The sequence below is a fragment of the Acutalibacter intestini genome (assembly GCF_034334985.1).
Taxonomy (GTDB): Bacteria; Bacillota; Clostridia; order Oscillospirales; family Acutalibacteraceae; genus Acutalibacter; species Acutalibacter intestini.
The window spans coordinates 45,126-68,800 of sequence record NZ_JAWXXL010000020.1; the positions used below are offsets into that span (position 1 = coordinate 45,126).

A 23,675-nucleotide genomic window follows, 5' to 3' on the forward strand; every position below is an offset into this window, starting at 1 on the left:
TTCCCGTGCCCAGCCAGAGCCGCATAGGTCAAAATCGTCCCCAATAAAAACCGTCCGGCCAACGGCGGAGGCCGGTGCTGCCAAGGAAAAGAACCCCAGTGGCATGAATGAAAATTTCAAAACATATTGACTATTTTCTTCGTTCCGTGTAATCTATGGGTATAAGGCCCCAAACCCCGGCGGCGGTAAGTTTGCCGGAAAAAGGCCTACTGCTAAAGTATAGTGCTTTTTGTCCTGAAAGTCAAATCAAACCGTTATTTCACAGTATTTTTTATGAAAGGGAGATTCTTATGAACCTTACCGCCCGCTATCACCAGGACCCTGCCGCCCTGCATGTGGGAACCTGCCCGCCCCGCAGCTACTACACCCCCTGCGCCCCCAGCGGCCAGCCCCGGACGCTCTCTCTAAACGGAACCTGGAGCTTCCGGTACTTTCCATCCTTTCTAGACGCAGTGGGACCCAACGGGGGGGTGGCCTTTGAGGAGGAGGCCATGGGAGGCCTCCCGGTGCCTTCCTGCTGGCAGAACCACGGCTATGGCCGGCATATGTACACCAATATCCGCTACCCCTTCCCCGTGGACCCACCTTATGTGCCGGATGAGAATCCCTGCGGCCTGTACCACCGTCACTTTAGCTTGGAAAAGGATGCCGCCCGCCGCTATTACCTGAACTTTGAGGGAGTGGACTCCTGCTTTTACCTGTGGGTGAACGGCCAGTTCGTTGGGTACAGCCAGGTCTCTCACAGTACCTCGGAGTTTGAGGTTACCGCCCTTTTGACCCAAGGGGATAATACGGTTACTGTCCTGGTGCTGCAATGGTGCGACGGCAGCTATCTGGAGGACCAGGACAAGCTGCGCATGAGCGGCATCTTCCGGGATGTGTATCTCTTAGAGCGCCCCGCCGCTTTCCTCTGGGACTTCTTTGTGAAGGAGGACTTCTCCCCAGACTTCTCCCAGGCCATAGTGGACGTGGAACTGGAAGCGGCGGGCCAGGTGGAGCTGACCGCCCGCCTGTACGGCCCGGACGGGACCCTGGCAGGGGAAAGCGCCTTTGCCGGGGAGAAGGGCGCCCTGCGCTTTACGCTGGAGAAGCCCACCCTGTGGAACGCCGAAAGCCCCAGGCTCTATCGGCTGGAGCTGGCCGCCGGGGAGGAGACCATCACCCAGGCGGTGGGATTACGGAAGATAGAGGTACAGGACGGCGTGGTGCTGCTTAACGGCACGGCCATTAAGTTCCGGGGGGTCAACCGCCACGACAGCGACCCGGTGACTGGATATACCATCAGCCGGGAACAGGCGGAAAAGGATCTGCTGCTGATGAAGCGCCACAACGTCAACGCTATTCGTACCAGCCACTATCCCAACGCCCCCTGGTTCCTGGAGCTTTGTTCGGAAATGGGCTTTTACGTGATTGGCGAGGCGGACCTGGAAAGCCACGGCATGGCCCTGAAACTGGGAGCCTACAGCATGGAAAACTATCCGGACGCCGCCGACGACCCCCAGTTTAAGGAGGCCATTGTGGACAGGACCCAGCGCAATGTGCTGCGGGACAAAAACCAGGCCGCGGTGGTGGTGTGGTCTCTGGGCAACGAGAGCGGCTGGGGGCAAAACCTGGAGGCGGCCGGCCGCTGGGCCAAAGAGTATGATCCCAGCCGCCTGCTGCACTATGAGAACTTCCTCACCTACCACAAGGACACCCACCCGGATTTCTCCATGCTGGACCTGTACAGCCGCATGTATGCCCCCACCCGGCCGGTGCAGCTGCCCTGGCCGGGGAAGGAGCTGGCCATTAACGAATACTTTGAGGGGGAGGAGCTAGATCCCCATCTAAACAGCCGGCGGATGCCCTTTATGCTGTGCGAGTACATCCACGCCATGGGAAACGGCCCTGGAGACGCGGAGGACTATCAGCGGCTGATTATGAAGTATGATGGCTTCTGCGGCGGCTTTGTTTGGGAGTGGTGTGACCACGCGGTGTACGGGGGCCAGACCCCGGACAACCGGCCCATTTACCGCTATGGCGGGGATTTTGGGGAATTCCCCCACGACGGGAACTTTTGCATGGACGGCCTGGTATACCCAGACCGCACCCCCCATACCGGGCTTTTGGAGTATAAGAACGTAATTCGTCCCATCCGCGCCCGCAGGGGGGAGGATGGAGGATTTATCCTCCACAACTACCAGGACTTTACCAACGCAAAAGACTTTGCCGCCCTGCGCTATGAGGTGATGGAGAACGGAAAAATTATCCGCCAGGGCACCCTGGACATGCCCTCCATTGCCCCCCATGAGGAGGCCGCTGTCATGGTGGAGGACCTGCCCACTAGGGGAATCAGCGCCATTACATTCCTCTATGAGGCCAAAGAGGACGGCCCCTTCTTCCCCCAAGGGCACCGGCTGGGTTTTGACCAGATTCTACTTAGCGAGGAACCCTGGCCCCTAGCCCCGGCAGCCCCTGGTCCTGTGGCAGTGCGGGATGGCGGCCGGAGCGTTGCGGTAGAGGGGGAGAGCTTCCGGTACGAGTTTGACAAGAGCATGGGGCTTTTTAGCCAGCTCTGCTATAAAAACAGGGTCCTGTTCACCCAGCCTATGGAGTGGAACGTTTACCGGGCGCCCACAGACAACGACCAGTATATTGACCCCAAATGGACCGAAGCCGGCTACCACCGGCCTATGGTGAAGGTATACAGTATTGAGGCAGAACAGAACGAGGGTGGCTGCGCCCAGATTCGCTGCCATCTAGGCATTGCGGCGCTGACCGTGACCCGGTTTTTGGACGTAACCGCCACCTGGACCGTGGATGCCGCTGGGTGCATTGACTGTAAACTAACAGCCCAGCGAGATACCCGTTTTCCCTTCCTGCCCCGGTTCGGGGTGCGAATGTTCCTGCCAAAGGGCTTTGAGCAGGCGGAGTACTTTGGCTTTGGCCCCTACGAGAGCTATATGGACAAGCACTGGGCCAGCCGCCTGGGGGTGTACAGCGCCCGGGTGGAGGACATGACCGAGCGCTACCTGAAGCCCCAGGAGAACGGCTCCCACTTTGGGTGCCGGTGGGGATCAGTCTCGGACGGGGAATGTGCCCTAACGGCCGCGGCGCCCCAGGGCTTTTCGCTGAATCTCTCCCGCTATACGCAGGAAGAACTGGCGGGCAAAAAGCACGACTATGAGCTGGAAGAAAGCGGCGGCACGGTGTTCTGTGTGGACTATAAGATGAGCGGCGTGGGGTCCAATAGCTGCGGGCCTTCGCTGCTGGAGGAATACCGGCTGGAGGAGGAAAAATTTTCTTTCCGGTTCCAGCTGGAGCCCACTTGCAAGCGAGGGGAAATTTCGGTATAATAGAGAAAGCGTAAAAGAGGCGGACCTGTTGCGCGACAAAGGGGCCTAGCGCCCCTTGACCGCGTTCGCCCTTCGCGTTCCCCTCTTTACCCGCGTACTCTAACCAAGAAAGGAAGTATGAGCCATGACAAGCACAAAAGAGAGTGTGGCAAACCGGGAGGTCGGCCACAAATAAACTTCATCACGGTGGCAAGGACCTCCCATAGAAGGCATTTTATGGAGGAGACCACTTGAACCGAGAAAACAAACGAAGAAAGTATGAAAACGGCTATTTCCAGAACCATCCCTGTAACGACAGCTTTACCTGTAAAGTATGTGGACGGCTGGTGACCCCCGAGGCCGCCGGTACCCAGCACCGCAACCACTGTCCTAACTGCCTTTCCAGCCTGCATGTAGATAACGAGCCCGGAGACCGGGCCGCGGACTGCGGCAGCGTGATGGAGCCCGTAGGCGTGTGGGTGCGTAAAAATGGCGAGTGGGCCATTATCCACCGGTGCAGGCGCTGCGGGCACTTTAGCTCCAACCGGGTGGCAGCGGACGACAATCCTATGAAGCTGATGTCCATTGCCATGAAGCCCCTGGCCCAGCCGCCTTTTCCCCTGGAACGCGTGGAGGAAATGACCCGGCTGATGGGTGGAGAGGGGGAATTGCCGAAAAAATAGAAGGAGGAAGCCTTTATGAAACTTGGAATCATTATGCCCCCTGCCCCGGAAAGCTTTGAAAAGGCCAAGGAAATGGGACTGGACTTTATAGAGTTTGACTGCAATCCGCCCGAGTTTTTCGGCCAGCCGGCCAGCGCCCTGCTGGAGAAAAAGGAGGCCCTAAAGGCCGCCAGCGAGAGCACGGGCGTAGAGGTGGGGGCGGTGGGCCGCTGGGCCAGCCATATTCTGGATGAAACGGGAGAAGTGATTCCCCAGGAGTGGGAAGAGGTCAAAAACGTCATCGATTTCGGCGGATACTTGGGCGCCAAGCACTATCTGTGCAGCGTAGCCTATGTGAAGGAGCTCTCCTACTATAAGAACATCACCGCGGCCATTAAGGTGCTGCGGCAGATTGTGGCGTATGCCAAAGAGCGGGGCATGCAGACCGCCATTGTCAACTGCTTGATGGGGGACAACTACATCCGCACCCCCGAGCAGTGGAAGTTGGTGCTGGACGAGGTACCCGGCCTGGGCATTAAGTATGACCCCTCCCACAGCTTTGTCCACGGGGGCCAAAAGGGCCTGTACCTGGAAGAGGGCCTGGAGTGGGGCGCACACTTTGCCTACTGCCACATTAAAGGCGTCATTCAGCGGGGAGACTCGGACGAGGTCCAGATGTGGAAAACCATGGGCTTTTTAAAGGCTCATCCAGAACTAAAGGACGAGCTGCTGCCAAAGATTTTTGGTGGGAATAATCACTACGATAACCCTCCGGCTGGCATTGATGTAATAAACTGGCGGGCGTTCTTTGCCATTCTCTATAAGTACGGCTACGACGGATACTTGGCCATAGAGCCCCACTCCGCCACCTGGCAGGGGGAAAAGGGGGATAAGGGTGTAAAGTATACCATTAAATATATTCGGGATCTTATGATTCTAGATTAAAGGCAATACCGCACAATTCTAAGTACCGTATTGCGCAGTCAGATTTTTCGTGAGAGTGTACAGACTGAGCGCCGTCAGTCTCACCATTGACAAGCGAAAGCTGTGCGCTATCACGGAAAATGTGCAAGCAAGACGGTGCTTAAGGCGCCAGCCGCGAATGGTGCGGTGTTGCCTAAAAAGTAAGAGCGCGAAAGGCCTCCGGTTTTATGCCGGAGGCCTTGTTATTTGAAAAATTTACATTGCCGCGTATTTTTTGCGGACAAAGGGGCAAAGCTAAGGGAAGAAAAAATTTGGGCCACGAAAAATATTCTGCCCAAAGCGGAAAGAAGGAGAATATTCATGCTAAAGAAGCGTTTCATTCTGTTTGCCCTGTGTGCTGGGCTGGCGGTTCTGCTTACAGGCTGCGGAAACGGGAGAGTAGAGAGTACGGTTTCTGATGTGATTTCTAAGGCAGGCGAAGAGCTGGACGATGCCGTTAGCCGGGTGGAGTCCGCAGTGGACTCCATGTTTGAGGACGACTCCCGGACCGAGGACAGCCGCCTAGAAAGTGGCCTGGAAAGCGGCGGGAACCTGGACTCTGACCTGGCCGACGACGGCATTGTAGACGATGAGGGGTCGGACCCTTCGCTGCCAGAGAGCAGTGAGGACGACAACGGAATTCAGCCCAGGACCCGATAAGAAAAAAGGTCAAAGCAAAACCGCTCCCAGGAAATGGGGGCGGTTTTTTTAGTATAGGCAATACCGCACCATTCTAAGCACCGTATTGCGCAGTCAGATTTTTCGTGAGAGTGTACAGATTGAGCGCCATCAATCTCACCATTGACCAGCGAAAGCTGTGCGCTATCACGGAAAATGTGCAAGCAAGACGGTGCTTAGAATGGTGCGGGGTTGCCTATATATTTTTGTTGGGCGGATAGGTCCCAAAAGTTTTAGGCTGGTGAACCTAGGATGTGTGGGGGAAAGCGGGCGGAAAGGCTTTTTTTGGGGGGCTAAGAAATTTTTTTAAAAACATTCCTTAACCCGCCGGAGGCGTCTCCCCGCAACGAGAAGTAGAACAGTGCCGCCAGGTTTGGTAGAGCCATGAGGCCGTTAAAAGCGTCGCCCAGCTGGAACACCGTCCCCAGGGGCAGCAGGCAGCCCAGAGCCGCCGCCAAAGCCGCCGCCGGGGCGTAGGACTGGCGCAGCAGCCGGCCCTTTACCAAATAAAAGAGCCCCTCCCGGCCATAACAACACCAAGCGGTGACCGTGGCCAGGGCGAACAGCGCCGTGCAGGCGGACACCGCCCAGCCGCCCCATTTCCCCAGGGCTGCCTGGTAGGCAGCAAAGGTTATCTCGGCTCCCTGGCGGTCTGCCGTACCCGCGCATAAAATACACAGGCCGGTTACAGTGCACATAACAATGGTATCCGCGAACACCTGGAAAATGCCCATGCACCCCGCTTCGCCAGGGCTGTGGCCCCGTAGGTCCTGGTAGGCAAAAGCTGAGCTGCCCAGCCCGGCCTCGTTGGTAAACACGCCCCGGGACACCCCGGCTTTCATGGCCAATAGCATTCCCGCGGTTCCGCCGGCACCGGCCTTCCATTGGAAGGCTCCGGAAAAAATGGCCTCTAAGGCTTTGGGCAGATTACTCCTGAATACCCATAAAACCCCCAGCGAGGCGGCAAAAAACAGCAGGGTCATGGCAGGCACCAGCTTTTCTGTGACTTTCATGGCTCGGGCAAGACCCCCTTTGGCCACAAAAAAGACCAACCCGCCTACCGCGGCGGCCGTGGCCAGCGGCGGCACGCCCAGCCCCCGGCAAGCGGCGGAGAGGGCGTTGGTTTGCACCATATTCCCCATGCCAAGGGAGGATAGACAGCACCCCGCCGCGTAGATAGCGGCCAGGGGCCGGCCCACTTTTTCTATGTAGGATAAGGGCCCGGGCCCGCTGTTTACTTTCCGGTGTTTGGCGGCCAAATAGTTTTCGGCGCAAATGGTCATCATGCCCAGCAGCGCTGAAATCCACATCCAAAACAGCGCGCCTGGCCCGCCCACATGGATGGCGGCCGCCACCCCCACAATGTTTCCCGTGCCGATAGAACCAGCCAGGGCCGTAGAGATAGCCTGAAAGCGGGTGGAGCCCTCCTGGGGCTGCTGAACAGTACCGCCCACCGCTGCCCGCATCCACCGGGCAGCACAGCGCAGCTGAAAGAAACCGCTGATCAAGGAAAAGTGCAGCCCCGCTGCCACAATAAGACTGAGAACAGGCCAGCCCCACAGGACCCGGCTGAAAATTTCCAGTAGATCAATCCTCATCGCCGACCCCCAGAAAATCCGCCGCCGCTTTGGAAAGGCTTTCCGCAATCTTCCCCACATTGTTTACCAGCCAAGCCTCGTCCTGGGGATTGTCGTGGTAGCCAAGCTTGATCATAACCGTGGGCACCCGGGCGGCGCTAAGTTCTGTGGGAACAGGGGTGGGGGCGGCGTCTACCAGCTCTGGCTGGGGATAAGCCTCTTTTATATGCTGGGTAAAGATCTGTGCCGCCCGGCGGCTGGCAGGGCTGTACTCGTAAAAATACACATGGGCTCCTTTAACCGTGCCCTCCACCTCTGCTGGGGCAGCGTGGCTGCGAAGGATGACCCGCAGGCCGCAGTCTGTGGGTTGGGGAGCATCCTGAGTCGCTAAGGACAGCTCTACCCCGAGAGCGGAGAGGAATGGCCCGGCCGCCTTGGCAATCTGACTCATCCAATAGTCCTCGCCGCCGCCGTTCGGGTACTGGTCCTGGCGGCTGGAGGGTACGATGCAGACTTTCGGCATGGTTTCGCCTCCTTTTTGCTGCACATATTGATTGGTTTTCCGGAGATTCTGGTTGTGGCGTAGAGAGACAATCTATCCCTTGGCTTGAAATTTTTGGAAGAAGGTTTCAGAGCTGATTCCGGAAACCCGCAGGTAGCGGCCCAGGCCATAGAGGGACTCTGGGTCCCGGGTAATTTGATTCAGCTTTTCCCGGCAGGTCAGGGTGGCAGAAAAGCCTAACTCCCGGACAATCTCCGGGGTGGAGGCGCTTGTGGCCCCAAAGGGATACACAAAGGTAGAGGGTGCTTTTCCCAGGTGCTCTTTAAACAGCGACTGGGCCTTTTCCAGGTCTGCCGACAGCATGGACCGGTAGGCTGTTTCACTTTCCCCCGGCAGCTTTTGAACCCCCAGCCGTCCGCCATTGCTTTTATGCAGGTTATAGCTGTGGTTTTGCACCTCCACCAGGCCAGAGTCCACCATCTCTGTCAGGTGGTCCCAGGTGACATGGGTATAGTAGGCATTGGTTTCTCCGGTGGCGGAAAAGTCTTCTGTACATTTGCAGATGGGGGAGATCACAAATTTGCACTGCTGGCGCTGGGCGATTTCAAAGGCATAGAAATAATTATTATAATATCCATCGTCAAAAGTGATCAATATGGGCTTTTCCGGAAGCGCGCCGCCCTGGGTATAGTCAATAAGGTCCTGCATCAGGATGGTGGTGTAGCCCTGCCGCTTTAAGTAGAGCAGATCGCTTTCAAACTCTGCTGGGGAGATTACATATTTTCCGTGGCGGGCCGGATCTTTTAGCACAGAGTGGTACATAACCACCGGCAGTTCTACTGGCTGCTGCGCCTGGGCCGCTCCGGCGGAGATCACCGCCGCCCCCAGCAGTACCGCGAATAACCCCAAGCCCAGGGCCCGCAGGTTTATTTTGAACAGGGCAAAAAGCCCGCTTCGTTTGTTTTTTGTCATGCCGCTGCCTCCTGCTGTTTGCCGCATTAGTAAAGTATAGTCCAGGCAAGTGGAAATTATTCCTCATTTGCCAGGAAAGGGGGATTTTATGAGAGGGCCGCCGTTTGGCATGATGGCTAGAAATACCGTTAAGAAAGAGAGTATTTAAAAATATTTTGAAATACCATTGACAACTTTTCGCGCTTGTGATAAACTGTACTTAAAGAAATTTTGAAATAGAAAGGGGGTGGGGCTTTTGCCGGTGGGAGCAATCTTGTCCGCGCTGGCGGACGAGAACAGAAGAAGCATCTTACTAACGCTTAAGAAGGGGAAGATCAGCTCTGGCCAGCTGGCCCAGGCCCTGGACATGACGCCCCAGGCACTGTCTTATCATTTGGCCAAGCTGAAAAAGGCGGACTTGATCTACGAGACCCGCCAGAGAAACTTCATTTTTTATGAGGTGAACTTCTCCGTTTTGGACGAAGCCATTCTTTGGCTGGACCAATTGCGAGATTGCGAGGAAAAGTCTTATGAAAAAGCATAAAATCATTCTGTTGGTTACCATGTTTCTGCCCCTGGCGGCGGTGTTGATTGCCCTGCCCGTTCTGCCAGAGGAGATTCCAGCCCACTATGGCTTTACCGGACAAGTGGACCGCTGGGGTAGCAAGTATGAAACCCTAGTTTTTCCTGCGTTCAGCGTGCTGTTTGGACTCTTTATGCTAGGTATGGCAAAGTATGCCGGCAAACAGGAGGAAAACGGGCGGAATAACGAAAGGATCTGCTTGATTACAGGGAATTGCTGTAACATTCTTTTTGTGGCAATGACCGGGTTCTTTCTCTATACCGACTTCCAGAAGGTGGAAAACCTAAACCAGGCTGCGGTGGAGATCAACCAAATTATTTTCGGCCTTCTGGGTGTGGGGATGGTGGTCATTGGCAATCTTCTGCCCAAGACAAAGCGCAACTCCATGCTGGGGCTGCGCACTTCTTGGAGCATGAAAAATGATGTGACCTGGCAAAAGAGCCAATGGTTTGCGGGTGTTTCTTGTATGATTGCCGGCGGGGCCACGGTGGTATTCTGCCTGCTGGTAAAGGGACTGGCCTGCCTGCTTTGGTGGCTGGGGATCAGTACAGCGGTAATGATTGTGGACGTTGTTTATACTTACCGGGTTTATAAAAGATTTGGCGGGGAGTAGAATGTGGAACGACATACCTTTTTCTCTTTTCCACTTCTTTTTAACAGCGCCTTTGGACACTCCCCTAGAAAAGGGAGTGCCCAAAACGAGGAGATAAAAAACAAGCTCCCGGCGAGCGCCATGAAAAGTTTCGTTGTCTCCGCTGCCGCTTCGGTCGGCTCGGGACGAGAGTTGATGCAAAGCATCCACTCTTTGCCACATGGCGCCCCTCGCCCTTTTCAAAGGTTGCGGGGTTTGGAGACTTGGCTTTGCCAACTCTCCACCGCCGGAGGGGGAAGCTCCCCAGGGGGGAGCGCCCTGACCCCACCGAACCCAGCCGATTTCATCGGCAGGTGAGACTCCACTCTTTCGTCATAAACGCTTCTTTTCGGATACTCCCCTAGAAAACGCCGCCTTGACAAATCGTGGCGAATGGTATAAAATAGGAAAGTCCCCCTTTTGGGACTTTCCCTGCCTCTTGCGTTAAATGGATATAATATGCCCCTCCTAAGGTTACGAAAGACCGCTCGCTTTTTACTCAAAGGCGAGCGATAGGAGACCTAAAAATTTTATAAATGTCCCGGTAGCGTAGTGGATAACGCAACCGCCTCTTAAGAGAACCGAGAGTGTTCCCCAAATCGCCCACACAGGCGATAAAGATTAAATATGCGTCCGTAGCTCAGCAGGATAGAGCGTCCGCCTCCTAAGAAAGTGTTCCAACACTCGCCTTGGGAGGGCAAGGGAAATGTTGCAAGTCCCACAATTTCATAGTTTTTATAAATGTTTCCGTAGCTCAGTTGGATAGAGCGACCGCCTCCTAAGCGGTAGGTCGGGTGTTCGAGTCACCTCGGGAACGCCAAAAACCCCGCCGAAAACTCTGTAAAATCAAATGTTTACGGTTAGAGGGAAGTAATTTCAGATTAGGCGGTATAGCCCCAATTACAAGGGCTGTACCGTTTTTTCTTGCGCTCAACGAGCGCGGTTTCCTTATGCACCTTGCCGTTTCGGTTGCGTGGCAGAAAGGAAATTGATTTCCCCTACAAAGTTGAAAACAATATCTACTTTCTGTACCCGTTTCCCGTTCACCTTTTCCGGCGCATGGACTATGATTTTCTTGATAAATTCATTGACGATTGCAGGGGTGAGTTCCTTTATCCCCACATACTTGCGGATAATCGCGGCGAAGCTGTCAAAATCGCTTTTGTTCTGTTCGTAGGTATCGACTTCCTACTGGTCTGCCTTGACCTTTTCTTCCAGTTCCCGCTGTTCCGCTTCATACTCTGCGGACAGCTTCAAAAATCTGTCGTGGCTGATTGCGCCGCTTATGTCATCCTCATAAATCCGCTTGAAAATACGGTCAAGTTCCGCTATCCGCTTCCTCGCCTGTTCAACTTCACGCTTCCTGCGTTTCATTTCCTTTTCCGTTTCAGCGGAGCGTTGCTGATACATCATTTCATGGAAAGCCATGATGTCATCAAAGAAAAGGGCGGTCACATCAAATATCCTGCTCCATACGATTTGTTTCAACACTTCTTCGCGGATAAAGTGAGCCGTACAGCTTCCCGTATTGCTCTTGTACTTTGCACAGCGGTAATGGTCTTGTGAGCCGTTAAAACTCTTACAGGTAACAAAGTGTAATTTACTCCCGCAGTCTGCACAGTATACCAAGCCGGAGAACAGGGCTTGCCGTTCTGCTTTTGTGGGGCGGCGTTTGTTCGCCCTAAGTTCCTGCACCCGTTCAAAAACAGCGTCCTCTACAATCGCTTCATGGGTATTATAGAAAATTGCCTGCTGTTCCTTTGTGGTTGGAATCCGCTTTTTCAGTTTGTGGGATTTGGAATAGCTTTTGAAGTTTACCGTATGCCCGCAGTAGTCCATGCGCTCCAAAATGCCGACAATGGTACTATCTCTCCAGTCATAAGGGCTGTCGGGGAGTGCTTTCCCCTTTTTCTTTGCGTAATACGCTTTTGCTATCAGCACATTATCCGCTTTGAGGATTTTTGCTATCTGCGCAGGTCCTTTCCCACCGATACATAATTCAAAAATGCGTTTCACCACAGCGGCGGCTTCCTCGTCTACAATCCATTGCTTTTTGTCCGTAGGGCTTACTATGTAGCCATAGGGCGGCTTTGTCAGGTGTTCCCCCGCCTGTCCTTGCGCCCGTTTGATTGCCCGTACCTTTTTGCTTGTATCTTTGGCATAAAAATCGTTAGTAAACCTTGCATAAAGAATGATATCACAGCAATGCGTTGGCGGTCGATTACCTCCGGCGAGATGGTGTGGCACATTATCGGTAGCGGCTACCGATCATCATACCAGACTATCATATTTGGAGGTAGACACCATGAATGAATTAAAACCGAAAATCCATGACGCAGACACTGGCATCGACTATATCCTTGTCGGAGACTACTACATCCCGACTATCGAACTGCCGGAGGACGATGACCGGCCCATTGGGAAGTGGGGACGGATGCACCGAACATATCTGGAAGAAACAAATCCGCTTCTGCTCAATCACCTGATTTTGACGGGCAAGCTGCACACCCGTCTGTTGGAAATCGAGGATGCCGCTCATAGTCTGTTGGACAGCATGATGCCGAACATGGCAAAAGAAGCCGGGGCTACCAAAGAACTGAAAGCCCGCAATCCCCTGCGCTGGGTGGGATTGATGAATAACTGCAAAGCCAGAGCGGAAGAAATCATTCTTACAGAACTGATTTATATCTGAACAACGAAAGCGGAGGGGATACCTCCGCTTTTGTTATGTGCTAAAAAGCCCCAGCATCTATGTGGCGGTAAAGATCGGTCTGATAACAGCCTCAAAGTATGATGTCAGCTGTTCTGGCGATTGCTTCCTTCCGCCTTTCAGCCACCACTGTACCATATCAACAAAACTGCTGGAGATGTGGTTTGTAAGAAAGTCTTTGGGTACGGAAATGCCTTCTTGCTTTGCCCAATCAGGAACCTGTGCGATCAACAACCAGTTCAGACTGTCCTTGAAATAGCGAAGAAACAATTCGCTGCTTTCGCAGGACAGCAATTCCAAAATATTGTTGTCATTCTTCTGTAAATGTTGCAGTAGATGGCAGAACACCGATTCCGGCGCACCATCATCGGAGTATAGTCCGTGAGTGTGGGGGCTGTCCGCAGCACTCTGGATAATATGGTCGAATAATTCTGCACATAACTCCTTTAACAAATCATCCTTGGTCTCAAAATGAGCGTAGAAAGTTGTCCGTCCAATGTCAGCGATGTCAATGATCTCTTGGACGGTGATCTTATTATAGTTTTTTTGCGCCAATAAATCGCCGAACGCTGCGAAAATAGCGGCTCTTGTTTTTTTCTGCCGTCTATCCATAAAGTTGCCTCCGTACAAATTTCTGAAAATGTTCTGTAACATACATTGACGGGCATTTGATTATTGCATTTTGAATCGAAACAGATACAATGAATAGTGTACAAAGTATTCGGTATCATACAAATTATACCCCACCTTTGTATCTGTGTCAATCGAGAAATGGAGGCTTGTATATGTTAAAGAAACTAAACGATTTCCTGGCTGGACTTCCCATGACTATTGTGGCTGGTGTGTTTCTGCTGCTCGATCTGGTTCCCCATCTGATGGAGGAATTTGGCGGCGAGGCGGTACAGCTCTCTTTCCTTCCATTTGACCCCGCATGGGTGACGATCATCATCAGTGGGATTCCGCTGCTCTATCTGGCAATCTGGCGGGTGATCTACAATCCCGGCATCAGCAAGATTTCCTCCGCCCTTTTGATCTGTATTGCCATGTTTGCGGCGATTGGGATCGGTGACCTGTTCGCGGCGGGCGAGGTGGCGTTCATCATGGCGATTGGCGCAATTGTGGAAGATATGACCACGGAGCGGGCCAAGAAAGGACTGAAAAAGCTGATTAGTCTTGCTCCCACCCAGGGACGGAGGGTAGCAAACGGTAAGGAGGAGATGATCTCTGCCGACGCAATCCGGCTGGATGACATTCTCCGTGTACTTCCCGGAGAAACAATCCCTGTGGACGGTGTGATCGTCAGTGGGGAAACTTCGGTGGATCAGTCCATCATGACGGGAGAATCCCTGCCAGTGGATAAGACTGTGGGGGAATCTGTGTTCTGCGGCACCATCAACCGTTTTGGCTCGGTGGACATTTGCGCCTCTAAGGTGGGTGAGGACTCGTCCCTGCAAAAGTTGATCCGCATGGTGCAGGAGGCTGAGGACAAGAAAGCGCCTATGGCCCGTATCGCAGACAAAGCCGCAAGCTGGTTAGTGCCTGTGGCGCTTGGCATCGCCATCATTGCAGGATTGGCCACGCAGGATATTGTTCGCGCTGTCACAGTCCTGGTGGTATTTTGCCCCTGCGCTCTGGTGCTGGCCACGCCTACCGCGATTATGGCGGCTATCGGTCAGGCCACGAAACATGGCGTGATCATCAAATCCGGCGAAGCGCTGGAGAAGATGGGCAAGGTAGACACCATCGCCTTTGACAAAACTGGCACCCTTACTTATGGCCGTCTGGAGGTCAGCGACATCATCCCCTTTGGCAGCGGCCTTGACGAACAGGCATTGCTTTCCATGACCGCTTCTGCCGAAGTAAAAAGCGAGCATCCCTTGGGGAAAGCCATCGTAGCCTGCGCCAGAGAGCGGGCTGTCCCTGTCCTCGACCCCAATGAGTTCCACATGACTGCCGGCAAAGGTGTCCAGGCACAGGTGGATGGAAAAAATCTGCTGTGCGGCAATGAGACATTCCTTTCCGACTATGGCATTACGATCAGCGGAGAAGTTTCCTCTACATTGGAGCAGCTGCGTTCCCAGGGAAAGGCGTCTATCCTGGCAGCGGACGGAGAGCGCTGCATCGGCGTTGTGGCAATGTCGGATGTGCTGCGTCCCGAAGCCGGGGAGATCGTCAAGCGGCTCCACGATATGAATACTGGCATCGTCCTGCTCACAGGTGACAATCAAAAAACAGCAGACCACTTTGCCACTCAGGTAGGCATCCGGCAAGTACGCGCTCAGCTTCTGCCAGAGGAAAAAGTGAGCAGTATCAACGAACTCCAGGATGCAGGACATAAGGTGTGCATGGTGGGGGACGGCGTAAACGATGCCCCTGCGCTGAAAACAGCCAGCGTCGGTGTCGCTATGGGGAGCATGGGCAGCGACATCGCGGTGGAGGCCGCAGACATTGCCCTGATGAGCGATGATATTTCCAAGCTGCCCTATTTGAAAAAGCTGTCCAACGCGACTGTCAAGACCATCAAATTCAGCATTTCTTTATCTATGTGCATCAACTTCCTGGCTGTGACCCTCTCTGTGCTGGGTAAGCTGAATCCCACCACCGGGGCGCTGGTACATAATGCTGGCTCTTGCTTTGTTGTTCTGATTGCCGCGCTGCTCTATGATCGGAAATTTGAGTAAGGCTGTGATGACATAGTTTTCCAATAATCCCATAAGTTCAGAAAAAAGCAATTTGGTAGATGCTTCCTCTTCGTTAGCGTTCGGTTTCCGAGCACATAGCCAGCCCCGGCAAGGGGCTGTTCAAAGGGTCTGGGGTGCTACCCCAGCAAGCAAGAACGGACTTCCGGCGGCAACGCTGGAAGTCCGTTTTGAGCGTTTGTATATACAAACGCCCTGCTTGCCCAGTAGCGCATCTTCGACCAGAGGTTTATTTCAGTCACTATATCTTCATCCGAATAAAGTGGCCTGGGTCAATTTGACCCAGGCCAAAACAGATTGAATAGTGGCAACGGTTCACCTTGAACCGTTGATGGAAATTCGCTACTTTGCAAGCAGTGTCTTTGTTCCCACAAAGACTCGAAACATCGATTTCCGGCGGAGCCGGGAACCGCTGTTTCTGCTTGTTGGGAAGCGTCCCAAACCCTTTGAACAACCTCGTTACCGAGGTTGGCTGCGCGGCGTTCCGCCGCTTCTGGCTACCGCCCACTGTTGATTTTCCGTTCCCGTCTCCGCTTCGGGGACTGCGGTTTTTCAGAAGAGACGGGAGCATCGCCATCAAAGTTTTCTTCTTCTGTCTGCCCTGCCTGTTTCCGAAATTCGTAGAAGTCGCTCAGGAACGCCGGGAACTTGCTTTTCCAGAGGGCGTACTCCTCATCGGTCAGTTCCCCAGCATCGTGCTGGGCGCAGGCTTTCATAAATCCCAGAATGCGGTATTGGAGCAATGCGCCTGGGTTTCTTGTAATGGCGTCTATGTCCGGCTTGAAATCATCCATTGCCACACTGTCCCTGAACACAAAATGGATATGCCCATCCACCTCTGTCGGGTACAATCCGTAAATCTCCTCCAGCTTATATAACGCCTGCAGCGCCCCTTCCATATCCGAGATTTTTTCACCGCTGATGGCGGCGTAGTTGACCCGGAGTTTTCCGGCGATCTCATGGAGCGTCATAAAATCCGGCACACGGTTTTCCAGCTCATAATTCCTGATGGCGGACTCGCTGACCTCGCATAGGGCGGCGAGTTCTTTTTGCGTCAGCCCCGCCTGCTGGCGGTAAAACCTTATTCGCTCTCCCAATGTCGAGTTAATTGACAGCAGTTCCATGCCGCGCCCTCCCTGTTCTGGTGTTGATTTGAGTATAGCCGTCCTGCCGCCTATTATATCATGATCCGTTCAAAAATGAAAGGAATTTTTGCAAATCTCTTGACAGCACACTTCTGAACGGATATAATGATAGGCACAGTTCAGAAGTGAACTTTACAAACTTCCGTATATAAAACAACCCGGCATACATGCCAAATCAGCGGCCAGCCCGGACAGGAAGGAGGTTAGCCGGGCCGCCCCGCCGCTCCACCCACTGTCTCCGCCAGCGTTATGGTGTTCGCTGGCGGATGCCGTGAAAGGAACTGTGAATGACGGAAGAAAAAAGCAAAATCCCTGAACTGAAAGTGATCCCGGCAGAGGAACTGCTGGACACGACCTACGCCCCGTCTGGCACATTAGTCGATGGGCTGATGGGCCAGGGCATCTACATCCTCGCCGGAGCGCCCAAGGTGGGCAAGTCCTGGCTGGTGCTGTGGCTGGCGAACCAGGTCAGCAAAGGCGAGCCGGTCTGGGGACTGAAAGCCGAAAAATGCGGTGTCCTCTACATCAGCCTGGAGGACACCTTCCAGAGGATGCAGCAGAGGCTGAACGATGTCAGCGGCGGCAGTCCCGGCAGTCTCTGGCTGGCGACCGAGGCTCTGTATATCGGCGAGGGCTTCGAGGAACAGCTTGTGAATTTCCTCACTGCCCATTCCAATGTAAAGCTGGTGATCATCGACACCCTCCAGCGTGTCCGCAAGGCCGGGCAGGAGCAGTACAACTACGCCAGCGACTACGAGACGGTCTGAGCCCTGAAGAAGATCGCCGACCGTTTCCTGGTGACAGTGCTGGTAGTCCACCACACCCGCAAGGCCGGGTCTGCCGATTCCTTCAACATGATTTCCGGCACGACCGGGCTTCTGGGATGCGCTGACGGCGCTCTTGTCCTGCAAAAGTCCTCCCGGATGGAGACCACCGCCACGCTGGATGTGACCGGGCGGGAGGTGGCTGACACGCAACTGAACCTCCGCTTCGACAAGCAGAGGAAGGTATGGGACTTTGTATCCTTCGGCGGCGATGTGCAGGAAAAAGAACCGCACCCCGTCCTGACCGCTGTTCAGAACTTTATCCGTGAACAGCATGAGTGGCTGGGGTATGCGGCGGAGCTGCTGAAAGAACTGAAAGCCCGACATGAACTGGATGCGGAACCGCACACGCTGACTCGGCTGATGAACGCCCATATTACGGAACTGGCAAACGAGTACGGCGTTCTGTACCGCTCCGGCAAGCGAACTGGGAAAGGTCGCCGAGTCTACCTCAAGGATATTCATGAGGACAGTGTATCTAATGTAGGTAATGACGGTATTTCCGACAGCGTGGCCGATGGTGAAAATACCTACAATAGCTACATTACCGTCACTGACGGTCCGGAAGGGGCGTGACGGAATGGAGAAGCTGAACATGAACCAGCCCCCGATAGAGTTGGCAGATAAGAAAGTCAGCCGTCTGAACGATTACACCGAAGTCAAAATCGGCGGCGTGGTCTACCGGGTCAAAAGTGTATTCTCTGACAAAGGACAGTTGGGTGATCTGCTCGACTTGGCGGCAATGGAGAAAATTGGTCGTATCGCGTAAAGGGCCTTTGCATCAGAGCGTGAGCGTGCTATAATGGCGGTAGGTAATCGACCGCCATTCGCACTGCTCTTTGGGAGGTAAAATCAAAGATGCAGGAAACCTACAATGTTGGAATTTATTGCAGGCTCAGCCGGGAGGACGAACGAACCGGCGAGTCCGTGTCCGTGGAGAACCAGAGGGAGATGCTCAGCCGGTATGTGCAGGAGCAGGGCTGGAGCCTCTACGCCGCCTACTGTGACGATGGGGTCTCAGGTACGACCTTCGACCGTCCCATGTTCAACCAGATGATTGCCGACGCCAGAGCCGGGAAAATCAACCTGATACTCTGTAAAGACCTCAGTCGTCTCGGCAGAGATTATATCGAAAGCGGGAAGTATACGGACATCGTTTTTCCGAGCCTCGGCTGCCGGTTCATCGCCCTCAATGATGGGGTGGACACCGCTCACAAAAACAATGAGATGCTGGTGATTCTGAAAAATGTCATGAACGACCTCTACGCCAGGGACACCAGTTCCAAAATCCGGGCGGTCAAACGCTCCCCGTTTCAAGCCGGAAAGTATGTTGGCTGCTACGCCCCCATCGGCTACCTGAAAAGCCCTGATGACAAGCACACCCTCATTCCCGACCCGGCAACAGCGCCCCTTGTGCGGTGTGTTTTCGATATGCGCTGTCAGGGACTCAGTTACCGTAAAATCGCCACAACGCTGAATGAGGAGAAGGTGTCCACGCCCCGCGACCTCTACTACTTGCAGAAAGGCATGGTCAATCCCCGGCAGGACGGAGGCTACTGGCAAGCCCAGACCGTGAAGGCCATCCTTCGCAATGAGGTCTATATCGGTCATACGGTGCAGAACAAAACCGGCAATATCTCCTACAAGGTTCACAAGCAGGTGGGCAAGCCGGAGGCCGAGTGGATTCGTGTCGAGGGTACGCATGAGCCGCCGATTTCGATGGAGGTCTGGGAACTGGTACGGACAATCGAGCAGCAGAACGCCCGGAGCCGGACACAGGCAAATGGGGAGACCGCTCTGTTTGCCGGACTGCTTTACTGTATGGATTGCGGCTCGACCATGCGCCATCATGGGGATTACCACAAGTGCAAGGACGGGACCCCGGTCAGGTCCACCTATGAAAGTTACCTGTGCAATCGGTACTGCTGCGGTGGAAAAGACATTTGTACGGCCCACACGATGAATCAAAAGGTGCTGATACAGGTTGTCCTGACCGACATCCGCATGAAAGCGAAACAGGCGAGGAACGACCCATCCGGGTTGATTGAGCAAATCCAGACCCAGCGCAGGGCATCGTCCGCCGAACAGATGAAGCAGACCAGACTTCTTCTGACGGCTATTGAGAAACGGCTTGCGGAACTCTCCAGGCTGACCCAGGCCATCTATGAGGACAAGGTGATGGGGCGCATCCCGGAGGCCGTCTGCGTCCAGCTGATGAACCGGTACGAAGCCGAACGCGCCGACAAGCTGGAGCAGAGGGCGCATTTGTCGAGCGAGTTGGAGGCGTACCAGCAGGAGACGGATGATGTCCAGCAGTGGATGCGCCTGATCCGGGAATACACGAAGCTGGAGGAGCTTGACCGTCCCACCCTCCTGCGGCTCATCCGGCGAATCGAAGTCGGGGAGCGGAAGAAGGAGGACGGACGCGAGGTCAGGGACATCCGAATCCACTACAATTTCGTGGGCTATATCGAAGCCTGACACGAAAAATCCCCGGTTTTATACCGGGGTACATACCAGCCACAACCGTTTCGCCGGTTGCCAATGTTCACATCTTTTTTTATGCAAGGTTCTCATTGAACAGGTTACGGAACGGGGTAAAATCGTTGTCGCCTTTTGCGCTGTCTACACCGTCATTGATTGCAATGAAGCGAACGCCGTTCTGTGGGAAAATCATTTCCGTGTACATTCCCACTTGTAAGTAGTTCCGCCCTAACCTTGACATATCCTTGACAATGACTGTCGCCACGTTTCCGGCTTCAATCTCCGCAATCATGCGGTTAAATTGAGGTCTGTCGAAAGCTGACGTTAGATAACGATACTTTTGAAAACACTGGAAAATCAAGGTTTTTCGAGCGACGGACAAGCAGGGTATTGTACTAAAAACTGAATACGACGCAGAAGCGGCGTTTCTTACTCTCTACATGGGAGAACAGGAACGCCGCTTTTTTCATGCCCTTTGTTACGCAGTAGGGGCAGAAAAAGCCTTGCTACAAGCGGTTTTGCGGGTGTGTATCTGGCGCGGCAAGGGATTTATACCTTATTCCCCGAAACCGCGCTTCTACTGCGTAACAAATCCACAACCAAAGGAGTGATGAAGCTATGGCAGTTTTCAGAGTGGAACGGAACAAGGGCTACACCGTAATGAGCAACCACCACCTACGCAACAAGGAGCTTTCCCTAAAGGCAAAGGGGCTGTTGTCGCAAATGCTGTCACTCCCCGAAGATTGGGACTACACCTTGAAAGGCTTATCCCTTATCAACCGGGAGAAGATAGACGCTATCCGCGAAGCCATTAAGGAACTTGAACGCGCCGGGTATATCGTCCGTTCAAGGGAGCGCGACGAGAAAGGACGCTTGCGGGGCGCGGACTATGTGATATTCGAGCAGCCGCAGCCGCCTACGCCGGATTTACCTACATTGGAAAATCCAACATTGGATAATCCAACGCAGGAAAAACCAACATTGGAAAAACCTACGTTGGAAAATCCAACGCAATTAAATAAAGATATACAAAGAACTGACTTACCAAAAAAAGAAAAATCAAATACAGATTTATCAAGTACCCATTCCATTCCTATCCTTTCCCCTAACCCCTCTCCTTGCAGAGAAGCGGCTGCGCCGCCGGAACGGAAAGGAACGGAAGCGGCAGCACAGAGCGCAGTTGATATATACCGGGAAATCATCAAGGACAATATCGACTACCACATTCTCAAACAGGACATGAAGTTTGACAGTGACAGGCTTGACGAGATTGTAGACCTCATGCTTGAAACCGTATGCACCGCCAGAAAGCGGGTACGGATTGCGGGGGACGACTACCCGGCAGAACTTGTGAAGTCAAAGTTTATGAAACTGGACGGCGAGCATATCCGCTTTGTGCTTGACTGTATGCGGGAAAACACAACCAAAATCCGCAACATCAAGCAATATCTGAAAGCAGCCCTTTTCAACGCCCCGTCCACAATCGGCAACTACTACACTTCCCTTGTCGCCCATGACATGGCAAGCGGCGCACTGTCACCGAAAAAGCCGCAGTACGGCGACCCGGACTATTATTCATGCAATGAGGGCGAAAGCCTGTAACCACCCACAACCACAAAAGGAGGATTTTATTATGGCACAGAAAATGACAGGAGCATTGGTATTTGACGAGCGCACCGACCGTTATGACATCCGCTTTGACTTAAACAGCTACTACGGGGGCTTGCATTGCGGCGAGTGCTTTGACGTATTCGTGCGGGGCAAGTGGAAGCCGACCCGGATTGAGTACGGCGACAACTGGTATCTTGTGGGTATCAGAGCCGAGGACTTGAACGGGCTGCGGGTGCGTATCTGACCGCCGCCCCATAAAGAAACGCGAAAGGAGGACGCGACAAATTGCAGGACGAAGTAAACGAAAAGACCATAGCCCTTTACATCAAGACCGGGAAGCTGACCGCCCAGACGCTCCAAAAGGCAATGAAAGCCATACTGTCAAAGGGCAAAAAGCAGCTTGCAAAACCGCCACAGGGCAAGCAGAGCTTAAAGCAGCTTATGAAGCAGAACGCGGGCGTTTCCAACATTGAGATTACCGAGGGCAATATCAAAGCCTTTGAGAGTACCGCAAAAAAATACGGTATCGACTTTGCGCTGAAAAAGGACACGACGGAAAGCCCGCCCCGTTACCTTGTTTTCTTCAAGGGGCGGGACGCGGACGCGCTGACCGCAGCCTTTAAGGAATTTTCCGCAAAGAAGCTGACACAGGACAGGAAGCCCTCAATCCGAAAGCTGCTCTCAACCCTCAAAGAAGCTGCACAGGGCAGAAACGCGGAACGGGCAAAAGTCAAGAACAAGGACAGGGAGGTATCGCTATGAAGCCGGAAATCAAGAAGCTGCTTATCCTAAATCTCCCGTATCTGCTCTTTGTCTGGCTCTTTGATAAAGTGGGCGCGGCTGTCCGGCTCTCCCCCGGCGCGGACGCAAGCGCAAAGCTGCTACATCTTGGGGACGGTTTTACCGCCGCCTTTTCCAGTATCGCGCCGAGCTTCCACCCGGCAGATTTACTTATCGGCATTGCGGGGGCGGTCATTGTCCGGCTGATTATCTACGCCAAAGGCAAGAACGCGAAGAAATACCGCAAAGGGATTGAGTACGGTTCCGCACGTTGGGGAACGGCAGAGGACATAAAGCCGTACACAGACCCGGTATTTGAGAACAATATCCCATTGACACAGACGGAACGGCTCACCATGAACAGCCGCCCGAAGCAGCCGAAATATGCAAGAAACAAAAATATCCTTGTGATCGGCGGTTCCGGCAGCGGCAAGACAAGGTTTTTTGTCAAACCGTCGCTTATGCAAATGCACAGCAGCTATGTTGTCACAGACCCGAACAGATAAGTATAATAAGGTTATAGGGAAGCGCGCACCCTCAAAGAAAGGAGGTTACACACCATGAAGAAGCAGACAGAGAAAGACAAACTCACCGCCCTATACGAAAGGCTCTCCCATGACGATGAACGAGCCGGGGAATCCGTCAGCATTGAGAATCAGAAGCGGATTTTAGAGGATTACGCAAGGAAAAACGGCTTTACCAATATCCGGCACTTTACAGATGACGGAATCCGTGGAACTACGTTCAAGCGTCCGGGGCTTGACGCTATGTTAGACGAAATCCGGGCGGGGAACGTGGCAACGGTTATCATCAAAGACCAAAGCCGAATCGGGCGTGACGTGGTTGAGGTGGGGCTTTTGAAGCGCACCTTTGACGAGTACCATGTGCGTTTTATCGCCGCAAATGACAACCTTGACACCGCCAACGGCTTTGATATTATGTCTATCTTCCGTGACGTGATAAACGAGTGGTACGTTGCCGACACCAGCCGCAAAATCAAAGCTGTTTTCAAGTCCAGAATGGAAAAGGGATTGCGCTGCTCTGGTAGTGTCTGCTATGGCTACCGCGCTTCCAAAGAGGAAAAAGGCGAATGGATAATTGACGAGGAAGCCGCCGCCGTTGTGCGCCGCATCTTCCAGAGCGTCCTTGCCGGGGAAACCATAGCCAGCATAGCAAAGGCACTCCGCGCCGAGAAAATCCCTATCCCGTCCGAGCATTGGAAGCGGACGGGCGAGCCAGTCCGTGCGGCAAAATACACAGACCCTTACGCATGGTCAGCCACCACTATCGGCTACATACTGAAACGCCCGGAATACACAGGGCGCAAGGTATTGGGGAAAACCGTATGCGAGAACTACAAGACCAAGAGCAGCCGCAAGACCGCGCCGGAAGAACAGTATATTTTTGAGGGCGCAATCCCCGCCATTGTGGACGGGGAAACGTGGCAGACCGTACAGAAGATACGGGAAACCGTGCGCCGCGCCCCCAAGCGGCAGAACGCCCCGAACCGCTTGACCGGGCTTCTCTACTGCGCCGACTGCGGCTCTAAACTCACACACCG

The 23,675-nt window shown here is 53.8% G+C and carries 22 protein-coding genes, 1 tRNA gene and 3 pseudogenes; 18 read left to right on the forward strand and 8 right to left on the reverse strand.

The window, feature by feature from the left end; all coding sequences use genetic code 11:
- The first annotated feature begins 290 nt into the window (after positions 1 to 290).
- The 4 genes from U8U68_RS14020 (at position 291) to U8U68_RS14035 (ending at position 5,599) form a co-directional block, all read left to right on the forward strand.
- The gene (locus tag U8U68_RS14020; protein ID WP_322201829.1) at positions 291 to 3,335 is read left to right on the forward strand and encodes a glycoside hydrolase family 2 TIM barrel-domain containing protein; all 3,045 of its coding nucleotides are present in this window, start codon (positions 291 to 293) and stop codon (positions 3,333 to 3,335) included.
- A gap of 230 nt (positions 3,336 to 3,565) precedes the next feature.
- A complete protein-coding gene (locus tag U8U68_RS14025) occupies positions 3,566 to 3,997 on the forward strand; it encodes an RNHCP domain-containing protein (protein ID WP_322201831.1) in 432 nt (143 codons plus the stop codon).
- Positions 3,998 to 4,012: 15 nt separating this feature from the next.
- Positions 4,013 to 4,921, forward strand: coding sequence for a sugar phosphate isomerase/epimerase family protein (locus U8U68_RS14030; protein WP_322201833.1), 909 nt, complete (start codon positions 4,013 to 4,015; stop codon positions 4,919 to 4,921).
- 339 nt (positions 4,922 to 5,260) lie between these two features.
- Positions 5,261 to 5,599: a hypothetical protein gene (locus U8U68_RS14035; protein WP_322201835.1), complete on the forward strand. Its 339-nt coding sequence runs from the start codon at positions 5,261 to 5,263 to the stop codon at positions 5,597 to 5,599.
- Between the two features lie 311 nt (positions 5,600 to 5,910).
- On the opposite strand, the gene U8U68_RS14040 is transcribed toward U8U68_RS14035, so the two are convergent.
- From U8U68_RS14040 to U8U68_RS14050, 3 genes are all read right to left on the reverse strand, one after another.
- The gene (locus U8U68_RS14040; RefSeq protein WP_322201837.1) at positions 5,911 to 7,215 is read right to left on the reverse strand and encodes an alanine/glycine:cation symporter family protein; all 1,305 of its coding nucleotides are present in this window, start codon (positions 7,213 to 7,215) and stop codon (positions 5,911 to 5,913) included.
- Positions 7,205 to 7,717 carry an N-acetylmuramoyl-L-alanine amidase gene (locus tag U8U68_RS14045; RefSeq protein WP_322201839.1) on the reverse strand — a complete coding sequence of 171 codons (513 nt, stop codon included), beginning with the start codon at positions 7,715 to 7,717 and terminating at the stop codon, positions 7,205 to 7,207. The genes U8U68_RS14040 and U8U68_RS14045 overlap by 11 nt, the downstream gene beginning before the upstream one ends.
- A gap of 72 nt (positions 7,718 to 7,789) precedes the next feature.
- Positions 7,790 to 8,668 carry a polysaccharide deacetylase family protein gene (locus U8U68_RS14050; protein WP_322201841.1) on the reverse strand — a complete coding sequence of 293 codons (879 nt, stop codon included), beginning with the start codon at positions 8,666 to 8,668 and terminating at the stop codon, positions 7,790 to 7,792.
- 241 nt (positions 8,669 to 8,909) lie between these two features.
- On the opposite strand from U8U68_RS14050, the gene U8U68_RS14055 reads away from it, so the two are divergent.
- The 3 genes from U8U68_RS14055 (at position 8,910) to U8U68_RS14065 (ending at position 10,681) form a co-directional block, all read left to right on the forward strand.
- Positions 8,910 to 9,191, forward strand: a complete 282-nt coding sequence (locus U8U68_RS14055; protein ID WP_367575831.1) for a metalloregulator ArsR/SmtB family transcription factor — start codon at positions 8,910 to 8,912, stop codon at positions 9,189 to 9,191.
- Complete coding sequence (locus U8U68_RS14060; protein ID WP_322201845.1) at positions 9,178 to 9,843, forward strand: DUF1648 domain-containing protein; 666 nt, start codon at positions 9,178 to 9,180, stop codon at positions 9,841 to 9,843. Before U8U68_RS14055 ends, U8U68_RS14060 begins: the two co-directional genes overlap by 14 nt.
- Before the next feature lie 761 nt (positions 9,844 to 10,604).
- Positions 10,605 to 10,681, forward strand: a tRNA-Arg gene (locus U8U68_RS14065).
- A gap of 128 nt (positions 10,682 to 10,809) precedes the next feature.
- On the opposite strand, the pseudogene U8U68_RS22430 reads toward U8U68_RS14065, so the two are convergent.
- Positions 10,810 to 11,037 (reverse strand): annotated as a pseudogene (locus U8U68_RS22430) (DUF4368 domain-containing protein); the annotation flags it as partial.
- Positions 11,038 to 11,049: 12 nt separating this feature from the next.
- On the reverse strand, positions 11,050 to 12,108 hold the full coding sequence (locus U8U68_RS14070) for a recombinase family protein (RefSeq protein ID WP_367575830.1): 1,059 nt from the start codon (positions 12,106 to 12,108) through the stop codon (positions 11,050 to 11,052).
- A 58-nt stretch (positions 12,109 to 12,166) separates the two neighbouring features.
- Between U8U68_RS14070 and U8U68_RS14075 the strand changes: the two genes are divergently transcribed.
- Entirely contained in the window at positions 12,167 to 12,553 is a 387-nt protein-coding gene (locus tag U8U68_RS14075) for a TnpV protein (protein ID WP_322201847.1), read from the forward strand.
- Positions 12,554 to 12,610: 57 nt separating this feature from the next.
- Here the strand turns inward: U8U68_RS14075 and U8U68_RS14080 are convergent, their stop codons facing one another.
- Positions 12,611 to 13,183: a TetR/AcrR family transcriptional regulator gene (locus tag U8U68_RS14080; RefSeq protein ID WP_322201849.1), complete on the reverse strand. Its 573-nt coding sequence runs from the start codon at positions 13,181 to 13,183 to the stop codon at positions 12,611 to 12,613.
- Positions 13,184 to 13,356: 173 nt separating this feature from the next.
- Between U8U68_RS14080 and U8U68_RS14085 the strand changes: the two genes are divergently transcribed.
- Positions 13,357 to 15,252 (forward strand): heavy metal translocating P-type ATPase, encoded by a 1,896-nt coding sequence (locus tag U8U68_RS14085; protein WP_322201851.1) that lies wholly within the window; start codon positions 13,357 to 13,359, stop codon positions 15,250 to 15,252.
- Positions 15,253 to 15,767: 515 nt separating this feature from the next.
- Here U8U68_RS14085 and U8U68_RS14090 read toward each other — a convergent pair.
- Positions 15,768 to 16,394 carry a helix-turn-helix domain-containing protein gene (locus tag U8U68_RS14090; protein WP_322201854.1) on the reverse strand — a complete coding sequence of 209 codons (627 nt, stop codon included), beginning with the start codon at positions 16,392 to 16,394 and terminating at the stop codon, positions 15,768 to 15,770.
- Between the two features lie 308 nt (positions 16,395 to 16,702).
- Between U8U68_RS14090 and U8U68_RS14095 the strand changes: the two genes are divergently transcribed.
- The 4 genes from U8U68_RS14095 to U8U68_RS14110 all read left to right on the forward strand — a co-directional run bounded on the left by U8U68_RS14095 (position 16,703) and on the right by U8U68_RS14110 (position 19,720).
- Positions 16,703 to 17,182 (forward strand): AAA family ATPase, encoded by a 480-nt coding sequence (locus U8U68_RS14095; RefSeq protein WP_322201856.1) that lies wholly within the window; start codon positions 16,703 to 16,705, stop codon positions 17,180 to 17,182.
- 30 nt (positions 17,183 to 17,212) lie between these two features.
- Positions 17,213 to 17,815: a P-loop NTPase family protein gene (locus tag U8U68_RS14100; protein ID WP_322201858.1), complete on the forward strand. Its 603-nt coding sequence runs from the start codon at positions 17,213 to 17,215 to the stop codon at positions 17,813 to 17,815.
- A 4-nt stretch (positions 17,816 to 17,819) separates the two neighbouring features.
- Positions 17,820 to 18,008, forward strand: coding sequence for a hypothetical protein (locus U8U68_RS14105; RefSeq protein ID WP_322201859.1), 189 nt, complete (start codon positions 17,820 to 17,822; stop codon positions 18,006 to 18,008).
- An 89-nt stretch (positions 18,009 to 18,097) separates the two neighbouring features.
- Entirely contained in the window at positions 18,098 to 19,720 is a 1,623-nt protein-coding gene (locus U8U68_RS14110; RefSeq protein ID WP_322201861.1) for a recombinase family protein, read from the forward strand.
- 91 nt (positions 19,721 to 19,811) lie between these two features.
- Here the strand turns inward: U8U68_RS14110 and U8U68_RS14115 are convergent.
- A pseudogene (locus U8U68_RS14115) lies at positions 19,812 to 20,039 on the reverse strand (recombinase family protein); the annotation flags it as partial.
- A gap of 302 nt (positions 20,040 to 20,341) precedes the next feature.
- On the opposite strand from U8U68_RS14115, the gene U8U68_RS14120 reads away from it, so the two are divergent.
- The 5 genes and pseudogenes from U8U68_RS14120 to U8U68_RS22655 all read left to right on the forward strand — a co-directional run.
- The gene (locus U8U68_RS14120) at positions 20,342 to 21,325 is read left to right on the forward strand and encodes a DUF6017 domain-containing protein (protein WP_004613670.1); all 984 of its coding nucleotides are present in this window, start codon (positions 20,342 to 20,344) and stop codon (positions 21,323 to 21,325) included.
- Positions 21,326 to 21,356: 31 nt separating this feature from the next.
- Positions 21,357 to 21,578, forward strand: coding sequence for a DUF5348 domain-containing protein (locus U8U68_RS14125; RefSeq protein ID WP_002569164.1), 222 nt, complete (start codon positions 21,357 to 21,359; stop codon positions 21,576 to 21,578).
- Between the two features lie 41 nt (positions 21,579 to 21,619).
- Complete coding sequence (locus tag U8U68_RS14130; RefSeq protein ID WP_322201864.1) at positions 21,620 to 22,096, forward strand: PcfB family protein; 477 nt, start codon at positions 21,620 to 21,622, stop codon at positions 22,094 to 22,096.
- Positions 22,093 to 22,611: pseudogene (locus tag U8U68_RS22650) on the forward strand (type IV secretory system conjugative DNA transfer family protein); the annotation flags it as partial. The gene U8U68_RS14130 and the pseudogene U8U68_RS22650, both read left to right, overlap by 4 nt.
- Before the next feature lie 63 nt (positions 22,612 to 22,674).
- Positions 22,675 to 23,675, forward strand: a 1,001-nt coding sequence (locus U8U68_RS22655; RefSeq protein ID WP_437124435.1) for a recombinase family protein, incomplete at its 3' end; no start/stop codon positions are given.